Origin of the sequence: Streptomyces nymphaeiformis (assembly GCF_014203895.1) — a bacterium.
Taxonomy (GTDB): domain Bacteria; phylum Actinomycetota; class Actinomycetes; order Streptomycetales; family Streptomycetaceae; genus Streptomyces; species Streptomyces nymphaeiformis.
On the sequence record NZ_JACHJY010000006.1, the window covers coordinates 349,136 to 361,108 of the forward strand.

7 protein-coding genes are annotated in these 11,973 nt (G+C 74.0%); 3 read left to right on the top strand and 4 right to left on the bottom strand.

Features of this window, described 5'->3' with window-relative positions; translation table 11 throughout:
• Positions 1–120 precede the first annotated feature (120 nt).
• The 4 genes from GGE06_RS22170 to GGE06_RS22185 form a co-directional block, all read right to left on the bottom strand.
• Positions 121–1,821, bottom strand: coding sequence for a serine/threonine-protein kinase (locus GGE06_RS22170; RefSeq protein ID WP_184931534.1), 1,701 nt, complete (start codon positions 1,819–1,821; stop codon positions 121–123).
• Positions 1,822–2,038: 217 nt separating this feature from the next.
• A complete protein-coding gene (locus GGE06_RS22175) occupies positions 2,039–5,068 on the bottom strand; it encodes a serine/threonine kinase C-terminal domain-containing protein (RefSeq protein WP_184931535.1) in 3,030 nt (1,009 codons plus the stop codon).
• A gap of 159 nt (positions 5,069–5,227) precedes the next feature.
• Complete coding sequence (locus GGE06_RS22180) at positions 5,228–7,582, bottom strand: serine/threonine-protein kinase (protein WP_181924542.1); 2,355 nt, start codon at positions 7,580–7,582, stop codon at positions 5,228–5,230.
• A gap of 212 nt (positions 7,583–7,794) precedes the next feature.
• Positions 7,795–9,501: a glycerol-3-phosphate dehydrogenase/oxidase gene (locus GGE06_RS22185; protein ID WP_184931536.1), complete on the bottom strand. Its 1,707-nt coding sequence runs from the start codon at positions 9,499–9,501 to the stop codon at positions 7,795–7,797.
• 278 nt (positions 9,502–9,779) lie between these two features.
• On the opposite strand from GGE06_RS22185, the gene GGE06_RS22190 reads away from it, so the two are divergent.
• From GGE06_RS22190 to GGE06_RS22200, 3 genes are all read left to right on the top strand, one after another.
• On the top strand, positions 9,780–11,021 hold the full coding sequence (locus GGE06_RS22190) for a nucleotide sugar dehydrogenase (protein WP_116159296.1): 1,242 nt from the start codon (positions 9,780–9,782) through the stop codon (positions 11,019–11,021).
• Positions 11,022–11,127: 106 nt separating this feature from the next.
• A complete protein-coding gene (locus GGE06_RS22195; RefSeq protein ID WP_116159297.1) occupies positions 11,128–11,397 on the top strand; it encodes a hypothetical protein in 270 nt (89 codons plus the stop codon).
• Positions 11,398–11,437: 40 nt separating this feature from the next.
• On the top strand, positions 11,438–11,926 hold the full coding sequence (locus GGE06_RS22200; RefSeq protein WP_181924543.1) for a hypothetical protein: 489 nt from the start codon (positions 11,438–11,440) through the stop codon (positions 11,924–11,926).
• Positions 11,927–11,973 lie beyond the last annotated feature (47 nt).

Here is an 11,973-nt window from a genome sequence, read left to right on the forward strand (position 1 = left end):
GGTACCCGTCGGTAACGCGTTTTCACCGTCCACACACATCACGCCAGCGATCACTGGCACGTAAGCCCTGATCAGGGGCTTACGGCCGCCGGAGACCCGGCGCGGAGATTTCTCCGCCCCTCAGGCCCCCGGCGCGCGCCAGTGCCGGACGACGATGTCGAACTGCTCCCGGGTGGTCTCCCAGCTCGACTCCGGCGAGGACATGTAGATCGCGTACTCGGTGCCGTCGTCCTCGTAGTACATCTGGTCGATCGCGTGCCGCGGCCCGGGGAAGGTCTTCTTCTCGGTCCAGGTGAACTCCCACAGGCAGGAGCGGACCTGGTCGCGGTAGGTCGTCTGGTCGAGCTTGACCCGGTTGTAATCCATGCGCTTCCCGAGCTGGCGCTCCAGGTCGATCGCGTGCATGTACGGATTCTCGAAGTCGGGGCTCCGGTCGATGCTGATCCGGATGCGGTGGCGGCCGTTGTCCGGCGTGTAGTCGATCTGGTCGCCCTCCGTCTGCCGCTTCCAGCCGTCCGGTACGAGCAGGCTGAAGCCCTCCGGGTCCTCGACGCGGTGCCAGCCGGCCGGGACGCCGGTGTCGGGGGCCTTCTTGGTCGCGGGGGCGGTCGTCGTGGTCCGTCCACCGGTGTCACCCTCACCGTCTCCACCCGCGTAGTTCATCGCGGCGAAGACGGCGCCGCCGGCGACGACCCCCGCCAGCAGCGCCGCGAGCACGGCGGAACGCCAGCGGCCACGGCCGGAGGAGGACGGGGAGGCGGGCGCGAGAGTGGCAGGCCCCTGCGGCCCGTGAGGCTGGGGTGCGTGTGCCGACTGGTGCTGCTGCGACGGTTCGGGCCATCGCGCGGTGACCTTCGGGGGCCCGTCCGTCGGGCCCTCCGCACCGGCGTCGGCAGTCGTGCCGTCCGCCCCGGAGTCCAGGTCCTCCCTGGCCACGCGCTGGGTCGGCACGTACGCCTGCGCAGCCGCCGGCGAGCGCCCCTCCATCGCGTCGAGCAGCATCCGCTCGGCCTCGTCCGCGCGCGGCCGCTGCGCCGGGTCCTTGCGCAGCAGCGCCACGATGACGGAGGACAGCGGCCCCGCCTTCTGCGGGTGCGGCGGCTCCTCGGTCACCACGGCCTGCATGGTGCTGATCGGCGAGGTGCGGCGGAACGGCGAGGTGCCCTCCACCGCCGTGTACAACGTGGCGCCGAGGGACCAGAGGTCGGAGGCGGGCCCCGGATCGCCGCCCTGTACCCGCTCGGGCGCCAGGTAGTCGATGGAGCCGACGATCTCACCCGTCCGGGTGATCGTGGAGTCCCCCTCGATCGCCGCGATCCCGAAGTCGGTGATGAGGACGCGCCCGTCGCGCGCGAGCAGCACGTTGCCCGGCTTGACGTCCCGGTGCAGCACCCCGGCCGCGTGCGCGGCACGCAGCGCGCCGACGACGTGCAGCCCGATCCTGGCCGCCTCGCGCGGCTCGATCGTGCCGGCCTCCTTGGCGGCGTCGGCGAGCGAGGGCCCGTCGACGTACTGCATGACGATCCAGGGCCGGTTGTCGTGCTCCAGGACGTCGTGGACGGTCACCACGCCCGGGTGCGTGATCCGCGCGGCGGCCCGCGCCTCCTTCTGCGTACGGGCGTGCAGCACCAGCCGGTCGGCCTCGGCCACGAACCGGCCCGCCGTCAGCTCCTTGACCGCCACCACGCGGTGCAACACCTCGTCGTGCGCGCGCCAGACCTTGCCCATGCCGCCGCGTCCGATGGACTCGCCCAGCCGGTAGCGACCGGCGAGCAGCAGCCCCGATCCTGTGCCCTGAGAAGCGCTCTGAGAATGTTCCACTTGCCCCCGCCCGTTCCTTCTGATGCAAGGTTACGGAGGGGGGGACGGCGGGCGGAACCTCGGGGCGGTCATAGGAACAGCACTGTGACCGGGGGCCGGTGGAACTTTCGTACCAGCGTCCCGCATCTCGCCCGTCCGGATCTCGCCCGTCCGGATTTCATTGGTCCGCATCTCGCCCGTCCGGATCTCACCGGTCCGGATCTCACCGGTCCGGATCTCACCGTCCCGGGCGGAACGCCTTCGTCGCCTGCTCGTAGATCTCGGACACCTTGTCACGCTCGCTCTCCGGGCCGATGACCTGGACGACGTGGTACCGGCCGCCGTCGATCACGACGAGATTACGCACGAAGACCTGGCGGCCCGTGCTGTCCGGCCAGGTGTAACTGCCCTCGGCCGTCGGCGTCCGGCCGATGTCCACCCGGCGCGTCCGCTCCACCTGCGCCCAGCTGGACGACCGATACGGCTCCAGCTCCCGTTCCTTGACGTTCTGGTACTCCAGCGGGTCCGAACCGCCGTCCCGGACGCTGTCCCGGCCGGGGACCACGATCATCGTGAACCCGCCGTCGGTGAAGCGCACTTGCCCGGCGTCGTTGATCGGGCTGCGCCGCCACCCCTTCGGGACCCCGATCCGGAAGCCCTCCGGGTCCCGGCGCAGTTCGTACCCGGCGGCGAGCGCGGGGGCCGCAGGGTCGGCGGGGGGCGGGGTGGTGGCCGGCTCGGCGGTCGGCCGCGAGGACGGCTTGGCCGTCGGCTGCGCGGTCGGCTCGGCGGACGGCTTCGTCGTCGCGGGCGCGGTCGTGGGCGTGGTCGGCGCGGTGGGCTGCTCGCCCTCCTTGGGCATGAAGAGGACGGCGTACGCGACCGCCCCCACGAGCAGCAGGAGGACGAGGAGCAGCAGCGTGCGGCCCAGGGCGCGCGGGGAGCCGGGCGTACGGGAGGACGACGGGCGCGCGGAGGACCGGGGGGCGCGCGGGGCGCGCTGCGGGATCTCGCCGTCGTACTCCTCGCGGAACCCCTCCTGGAACTCCTCGCGGAACCCTTCGTGGAACTCCTCGCGGTAATCCGGCTCTACGCGCGCGTGGCCGTACTCCTCACCGTGCCCGGGGTCCTGCCGGGTCGCGGGGCGCGGGTCCTTGCCGCGCTTGTGGCGGTGCCGGCCCGCCCCCGCTCCCCCGCGCCACCGGCGCACCAGCTCACCGCGCCGGCGCACGATCGGCAGCCGGGCCTCGTCGAAGGACGGCAGCGGTACGACTCCGAGCCCGGCGTCCGGCTCCGGCGCCGAGCGGACGAGGGAGCGCAGCCAGCCGCGCAGCTCCTCGAAGTCCGGCCGCTCGGTCGGGTCCTGACGCAGCAGGGACTCCACGACCGGGCGCAGGGGCCCGCACTCCTCGGCGAAGGCCGGAGGCTCCGCGCAGACCAGCTGGACCAGCTCGGCCGCGCTGTCCTCGGGGTACGGGGCATGGCCCTGGACGGCCCGGTAGAGCAGCGCGCCGAGCGCCCACAGGTCGGTCGCGGGGCCGATCGGCGGGGCGAGGCGCCAGTTCTCGTGCACGGGGCCGGCCTGCTCGGGCGCCCAGCGCTCGGTGACGGCACCGACGACCGCGATCCTGGTCTGGCGGGCCCGCTCGGCGGCGAGCCGCGTCGTCGGGCCGCGGTGCGCCTGTGCCGGGATCGCGACCGGCGCCTCGTCGCGGGCGCCCACGGGGACCGGGAGGCGCGCGGGGTCCGGGTTCGCCGCGGTGTACCCGGCGGGCAGGGCCGGGCGGCCCGAACCTGGCAGCACGCTGCCGCCACCGGCCGGAATCGGCCCGGAGCCGTCCCGCGAGGCGTGCGGGCCGTCGCTCCAGCTGCCGGCCAGCATCACGCGCGGCGGCGGGCCGGCCTGCGGGCCGCCGTACGGCTCGTCGCCGTCGTCCTCGTCGTCCTCGTCCTCGGCCACCCGCGCCCACCACTGCGGCTCGGGCGCGCCGGCCGCCTGCGCGGTCGGCGGCGGGGGCGGTGCGGGCGTGTCCGGCGGTGCGGGGCGCTGGGCGGGGAGCGACCCGGTCTCGCCGAGCGCGGCGGCGGCTCGCGCTCCGGCGCGGTAGGCGGCGATGGCCCCGGCCCGCGCGGCCCGCACGTCGGCGGTGGGCGGCACGGGCACGGGCTGCGTCTCGGCGGGGGCCGGCGCGGCCCGCCCGTAGGGGTCGGCTCCGTAGGAGTCGGGGGCGGGGGGTCCGTAGGGGCCGGTCCCGGTGGCGTCCGGGTGCGGCTCACCGCCGGACCCGCCGTCCTCCTCGCCCTCGCCGACCTCCTCGTACACCTCGACCTCGTAGGCCTCGGAGGCGTACTCCTCGGGGGCGTATTCCTCCGATCCGTACTCCTCCGATCCGTACTCCTCGGAGGCGTACTCCTCGGATCCGTGCTCCTCGACCTCATGGGCCGCAGAGCCGTACGCGCCGTCCTCGTACTCCTCGGAGCCGTACCCGCCGTCCCCGTAGGTCTCGGAGCCGTACCCCTCGGAGCCGTACGCCTCGGCCTCGTAGGTCTCCGCCCCGTACTCCTCGGAGCCGTACCCCTCCGCCCCGTACGGGTCAGCCCCGTCGTCCCCCTGCTCAAGCTCCTCCGGCTCGGCGGCCGGAGTCGGCGCCGCGAACCCGTCCTCCGGTGCCGGGACCGGGGCGTAGCCGCAGAGGGCCTCCTCGGCCGCGCCGGCCGCGAGGCCGGTGAGGACCACGCGGCCGTCGTCGCAGACGAGCACGGTCCTGGCGGTGATGTTCCGGTGCACCCAGCCGTGCGCGTGGAGCACCCGCAGGGCGGTGAGGACGTCGGCGCCTATCTCGGCGGCGCGGTACGGGTTGAGGGGCCGCTCGGCGAGGAGCTCGGCCAGCGGTCTGGCGGCGACGCGCTCGCTCACTATCCACAGCGAGCCGGCCTCAGCGAAGACGTCGAAGACCTGGTCGAGGAGGGGATGGTCGGGGATCTGCGCGGCGGCCTGGGCCGCCTCGATCGCCCGGCGGACGACGGGCTCGGCCGGCCGGCGGGTGGCCTGCCCCGCGGCGCCGTAGGGGCCGGCGGGACCGCCCTGCCCGTCGTCGAGCACCTCGGCGTCGACGAACTCCGGCAGCGGCACCTGGCGGACCAGGACCTCCTGCCCGCTGTACGTGTCGAACGCGCGCGTCTCCACCGGGTCGTACGCGTCGGCGTCCGCCGGCGGCAGCGGAAGGCGGTAGCGGTCGGCGAGCACCCTTCCCGCGTAGTCGTCCACGACGCCTCCCCCGCGCGCACGCTGTCCCCCGTGGCCCGCGGATCCCTCGGGATCGGGCGGGATCACGCGAGTTCGCTGTCAGTTCCGGTCCGGCACCGCGCAGTTGACGGCTCTGTTCGGCTGCTTTCGGTCCGTGAGCCTCACGATACGTGCCACCGGTCAGTCCTTGGGGCTGAACGTGGCGAACGCCGTCTCCCGCAGCGTCTTGCACTCGGCGCCGTTCCACTCGTCCGTCGCGCAGCTGACCATGATGGAGTAGCCGTGCGTGGCGTCCACCTTGAAGCCGCGGTTGAGCACGTGGACGCGGATGCCCTTCTGGGTGCGCTCGAACTCCCAGTCGGCGACGGTCGGGTAGCCCTTGTAGGAGACCGTCCTTATGCCGAGGTGCTTGTAGTCCTGGCTGGTGGCGGCCACGCCGTACCGCGCGAGCTCCCAGGCGCTCGCCGCGTCGTCCTTCGGGCTGCCGTTGTAGTCGACCTGGACGCGCGGGAAGCCGCCGCTCTCGCTGAAGATCGCGCCGAGCGAGTAGCCGGGGATCGAGCGCTGCTTGAAGGACGCGGGCATCGCCATCGAGAAGTGCAGCGGGCCGTTGGTGACGACGGCGTAGCCGGCGGGCAGCTGCTTGCCGGCGTCGCCGCCGGGCTTCCCGGAGGGCGTGGTGCCGTGCTGCCCGTCGGTGGACCCGGTCGTGCCGTCGGCACCGGTCGACCCCGTGCTGCCGTTGTCGCCGGGCTGCACGCCGCCCTGCTGGCCGGGGCCGCCCGAGGACTGGCCCTGGGCGCCGCCGGAGCCGGAACCGCCGGAACCGTCCGCGCCTCCGGTCGAGGCACCGGCGGAGGCCGTGGTGCCGCCACCGCCCTTGCCCTGGTTGCCCTCGTCGCCCCCGCCGCCGAGGGAGACCGCGAGGATCGTCCCGAGCACGGCGAGGACGGCGACCGCGGCGATGATCACCAGGGTGCGGCGCGGCACGACGTCGGTCAGCGGCGCGCGGGCCGGGGCGGGCTTGCCGCCGCCCCGCAGCGGCTCGGTCGCGAGCCTCGGAGCGGGCGCCGGAGTCGGCTCGGCCTTCACGGACGCCGCCGCGTTCCGTACGGACTTCAGCGCGCCCCGCATCCGCTCGGCGGCCGCGTCGGGCCCCTTGTCGGCGGCCGGGGTCGCCGGAACCACCGCGGTCTGCTCGGGGCGCGGCGGCAGCGGTACGACGGTGGTGACCTCGGGCGAGGCCGCGGGCACCGGCTCGGGCGCGTCGAGCACGGCCCGCAGCAGGACCCGGGCGCCGGCGTCGTCGAGCCGCTGCGCCGGGTCCTTGGCGAGCAGGCCGTAGATGACCTTCTCCAGCTCGGGGCCGGCGTTCTTCGGCGGGTCGACCGGCTCGGTCATGACGGCCGTGAGGGTGGCGATGGCCGAGCCCTTGTCGTACGGCGGGTTTCCCTCGACCGCCGCGTAGATGAGACCGCCGAGCGACCACATGTCGGCGGCCGGTCCGGGCTTGTGGCCGCGGGCGCGCTCCGGGGAGATGTACGAGGGAGCGCCGACGAGCATGCCGGTGGAGGTGATCGAGGGGTCGCCCTCCACCTGGGCGATGCCGAAGTCGGTGAGGACGACGCGGCCGTCCTCGGCGATCAGCACGTTGGACGGCTTCACGTCGCGGTGCAGGATGCCCTCGCGGTGCGCCGAACGCAGCACGTCGAGGATGGCGAGGCCGACCTCGGCGGCGCGCCGGGGCGTGAGGGTGCCGTCCTCGCGGACGGCGTCGGCGAGGGACTTGCCCTCGATGAGCTCCATGACGATCCACGGGCGGTCGTCCTCGTCGACGACGTCGTACACGGTGACGGCGCCGTTGTTGCGGATCCGGGCGATGGCCTTGGCCTCGCGCAGGGTCCGGGTGATGAGGCGTCGCTTCTCGTCCTCGTCGATGCTCGTCGGGAAGCGGAGCTCCTTGACGGCGACGGTACGGCCGAGGGTCTCGTCGACGGCGCGCCAGACGGTGCCCATGCCGCCGCGGCCGAGGACCGCGCCGAGCCGGTAGCGGCCGGAGAGCAGCCGTCCCTCGCCGGCCGGTTCCTTGCGGAGCCTGTCGCCGCCTCGCGTGGTGGGGCCGGTCCGGCGGTCGCTCTCGCCGTCGCCGTCCCCGGCGCCGAATCCGGCGCGTCCGGTCGAGGGCTCGGTGCCGCGCAGCCGCCCGGCGCCGACGGCGTCGCCCGCACCGGTCGCCCGGTCGGACGGCGCGTCCTGAGGGTCCTTCACGTCCCCGACGCCCTGAGAGGATCCCGCGGACTCCGCGGACTTTCCGAACCCCACGGCCTCCGCAGGCTTCCCGTCTCCCGCGTCCCGCTTCGGCTCACGCCCGTCCCGGGGGTCCTGTGCACCCTCGCTGACCTGCGCGTCCTCCGCGTTCCGCTCCGGCTTGCGCGCGGCCGGAACCGCTCCTCGGTCGCCGTCGGTCGCGGCCCCCGCGGCGGCGTCCCGCCTGGGGTCCCTCGCCTTGTCCCGCGACTGCTCCGCCTCCGACATGCGTCCCCTCTGCGATCCCTGATCTTCGCCGCGTCTGCCGCTTCCCGCGCGATGCGGTAACCCGCCCTGGAAGAGAGGCCATTGTCCCTCACCTCGGGGCGGGTGGCGCCCCCGGGTCCGCACTCCGGGATACGACGCCTCCGGGCGCCCCTTAGGTTCCCACCGGACACGGGCCCCTCGCACCCCCTGCGCGGCGGCCCGCGGACGTCTCGTCAGATGGGCACGATGTCCGGCGCGCCGAGCCGCGCGGCGTCCGCCGTCAGGTCGTCGGGCTGCCGCTGCGACTCCCTCTCGGCCTCCACCCGCTTCTCGTAGTGCTCGACCTCCTTCTCGATCTGGCGCTCGTCCCAGCCGAGGACCGGTGCCATCAGTTCCGCGCACTCGCGGGCGCTGAGCGTGCCCCGGTCGAAGGTCTCGATGGAGATCCTGGTCCGTCTGGTGAGGACGTCGTCGAGGTGGCGCGCGCCCTCGTGGGAGGCGGCGTAGACGATCTCGGCGCGCAGGTAGTCGTCGGCCGCCGCGAGCGGTTCGCCGAGGCTCGGGTCGGCCGCGACGAGGTCGAGGATCTCCTCCGTCAGGGAGCCGTAGCGGTTGAGGAGATGCTCGACCCGGACGACGTGCAGCCCGGTCCTGGCGGCGATCCTCGCCCGCGCGTTCCACAGGGCGCGGTACCCCTCGGCGCCGAGGAGCGGGGTGTCCTCGGTGACGCAGGGGGCGACGCGCTGGTCGAGGCCGTGCACCGCCTCGTCGACGGCGTCCTTCGCCATCACGCGGTACGTCGTGTACTTGCCGCCGGCGACGACCACGAGGCCGGGGACCGGGTGGGCGACGGTGTGCTCGCGGGAGAGCTTGCTGGTGGCGTCCGACTCGCCGGCGAGGAGCGGGCGCAGTCCGGCGTAGACGCCCTGGACGTCGTCGCGGGTGAGCGGGGTGGCGAGGACGGTGTTCACGTGCTCCAGGAGGTAGTCGATGTCGGCGCTGGAGGCGGCGGGGTGCGCCTTGTCGAGGTCCCAGTCGGTGTCGGTGGTGCCGACGATCCAGTGCCGGCCCCAGGGGATGACGAAGAGGACGGACTTCTCGGTGCGCAGGATCAGTCCGGTGGTCGAGTGGATGCGGTCCTTGGGCACGACGAGGTGGATGCCCTTGGAGGCGCGGACGTGGAACTGGCCGCGCTCCCCGATGAGGGCCTGGGTGTCGTCGGTCCACACGCCGGTGGCGTTGACGATCTGCTTGGCCCTGATCTCGTACGCCTGCCCGGCCTCGACGTCCTGGACGCGGGCGCCGACGACCCGCTCGCCCTCGCGGAGGAAGCCGATGACGCGGGCCCGGCTGGCGGCCTTGGCTCCGTAGGAGGCGGCGGTGCGCACGAGGGTGGTGACGAAGCGGGCGTCGTCCATCTGGGCGTCGTAGTACTGCAGGGCGCCGACGAGGGCGTCCTTCTTCAGGCAGGGTGCGACGCGCAGGGCGTTGCGCCGGGAGAGGTGCCGGTGGACGGGGAGTCCCCGGCCGTGTCCGGAGGAGAGCGACATCGCGTCGTACAGCGCGACGCCCGAGCCGGCGTAGAACCGCTCCCAGCCCTTGTGCTGGAGCGGGTAGAGGAAGGGGACCGGCTTCACCAGGTGGGGTGCGAGCCGCTCCAGGAGCAGTCCGCGCTCCTTGAGGGCCTCCCGCACGAGGGCGAAGTCCAGCATCTCCAGGTAGCGCAGACCGCCGTGGATGAGCTTGCTGGACCTGCTGGAGGTGCCCGAGGCCCAGTCGCGGGCCTCGACGATGCCGGTGGAGAGCCCTCTCGTGACGGCGTCGAGGGCGGTTCCTGCGCCGACCACTCCGGCGCCGACGACCAGCACGTCCAGCTCTCGCCCGGCCATGGCCGCGAGCGCCTCGGCGCGCTCGGCGGGTCCCAGTGTCGCTGTCCTCACGCTGCTTGCCTCCCGTCGTCCCCCGGATCACGCCGCGAACAGATCGAGCCGTGAACCGGGCCCGTGTGGTCCGGCTCACAGCTCGATTCTGGCCCGCCCCCGCGACTTCAGCCACCGCCTCGCCGCTGACCTGTGGATAACACTCGGCGACCTTCGGTCACACAATGCCGCATCTCGGTCATATTTACGCCTAGTCTGACATTGCGCTCGACCCGTTCTGTCCACCGGGCTTGCGCGTCGCGTCACCTCCGGCTACCGGGAAGGACGGCCCACCCCCCATGCCCGCTGATCTCGCCGTCATCGGCCTCGGCCACCACGGGCTCCCCCTGGCCCAGGCCGCCACCGCCGCAGGCATCGACACCATCGGCTACGACACCGACCCGCGCCCCGTCGCCGAACTCGCCGCCGGCCGCTCCCCGGTCGACGGCTCGCTCACCGTCCCCGAGATCCGCCGGATGCTCGCGGGGGGCTTCCGGCCGACCACCAACCCCGCCGAGCTCGGCCGGGTCCGCACCGCCGTCCTCTGCGCCCCGACCTCCCTCGGCCCCGACCGGACCCTCGACCTCACCGCCGTCACCGACGCCGCCCGCGCGCTCGCCGCCCGGCTGCGCCCCCACACCACCGTCCTCCTGGAGTCCCCGGTCCCCCCGGGCACCACCGAGGGCCTCCTCCGCGAGGTCCTGGAGTCGGGCTCCGGCCTGCGCGCCGGCCGTGACTTCCACCTGGCGTACTCGCCCGGCCGCCTCGACCCCGGCAGCCGCACCCACGACTACGCCGGCACCCCCAAGGTCATCGGCGGCCTCACCCCGGCCTGCACCGAGTCCGCGGCCGCCTTCTACGGCCGGCTCACCGACAAGGTGGTACGCGCGCGTGGACCCCGCGAGGCGGAGACGGTCAAGCTCCTGGAGACCAACTTCCGGCACGTCAACATCGCCCTCGTCAACGAGATGGCGGTCCTCTGCCACGAACTCGGCGTCGACCTGTGGGACGTCATCCGCTGCGCCGAGACCAAGCCCTTCGGCTTCCAGGCCTTCCGCCCGGGACCCGGCGTCGGCGGCCACGGCGTCCCCGTCGACACGGTCGGCGCCCACCGCCCGCTGCGCCTCGTCGAGCTCGCCGGCCAGGTCAACGAGCGCATGCCGCAGTACGTCGTCCAGCGCGCCGCGACCCTCCTCAACGAACACGGCAAGTCGGCCCGCGGCGCCCGGATCCTGCTGCTCGGCATCACGTACAAGCCCGACCTCCCCGACCGGCAGGGCTCCCCCGCCGACGAGATCGCCCGCCGCCTGATGGACCTGGGCGCGGCCGTCAGCTACCACGACCCGCACGTCCCCGACTGGCGCGTCCGCGAGCTGCCCGTCCCCCGCGCGGACTCGCTCTACGAGGCGGCCGCCCACGCCGACCTCACGGTCCTGCTCCAGCACCACCGCACGTACGACCTCCAGGGCCTCTCGGTGAAGGCCCAACTCCTCCTGGACACCCGCGGCGCGACGCCCGCGGGAGCGGCCCACCGGTTGTGAGGACGGCCCCGGCCGGAATTCCCTAGGTCGTTGTCATGTACCGGTGCTAACCTCCGGGACCACCGCGCGCGCCGTTCCACGCGCGCGCACCGTCCCGGGGGCCCGCTTGTTCGTCGTCTTCATCCTCCTGCTCCTCACGTTCTTCCTGGCGGCAGGGGTCACCGGCCTCTGCTTCGCGCTGAACGTCAAGGACTGCGCCGTCCGGCTGGAGCAGCGGCAGCTGCGCAACATCGAGCTGCGCGCACACGCCAGGGGGGACCTGGGCCCGCCCGACCGGTTCGCCACCGCCTTCGGCATCCGCGTGGCCGGCGGGCTGCTGGCCCTGGTCCCGTTCGGACTGATCTTCGCGGCACTGATCGCCGCCTTCACCGGCTGACGCACGTCACGCCCGACTGTTCCCTGGGGGGATCCACACCATGAGCCAGCCCGTTCCGCCGCCCGGCAACCCGTTCGCCGACGGCGCCGCGCCCCAGCCGTACCCGGTGGCCCCGCAGGCCCCCGCCCGTGACAACGTGGGGCTCGGCCTGGTGGCCGGACTGGTCGCGGCGCTCGTCGCCGCCGGTGTCTACGGCGGTATCGCCGGCGCCATCGAGCGCGAGATCGGCTGGGCCGCCGTCGGCGTCGGCTTCCTCGTCGGTTTCGCGGCCGGCAAGGCCGGCGGCAACAACCCCGTGCTGTCCGTGGCCGGCTCCGTGCTCTCGCTCGGCTCGGTGTACCTCGGCCAGCTGGTCGCCCTCTCGATCATCGGCGCCAAGGCGCTGAACGTCTCCGCCACCGAGCTCTTCTTCGAGCACTTCGACGTGCTCACCGCGGCGTGGAAGGAAGACCTGGACCCGCTGACGTTCCTGTTCTTCGGCCTGGCCGCGTTCGCCGCGTTCTCCGGCGCCAAGAAGGCCGCCCGGTAGGCCACCCGCGCACGCGAAGGGGCCCCGCACCACCCGGTGCGGGGCCC

Coding starts and splice junctions, on each gene's coding strand:
- GGE06_RS22180 (WP_181924542.1), bottom strand. CDS start 7,582: ATGTCGGAGGCGGAGCAGTCGCGGGACAAGGCGAGGGACCCCAGGCGG.
- GGE06_RS22190 (WP_116159296.1), top strand. CDS start 9,780: ATGCCCGCTGATCTCGCCGTCATCGGCCTCGGCCACCACGGGCTCCCC.
- GGE06_RS22200 (WP_181924543.1), top strand. CDS start 11,438: ATGAGCCAGCCCGTTCCGCCGCCCGGCAACCCGTTCGCCGACGGCGCC.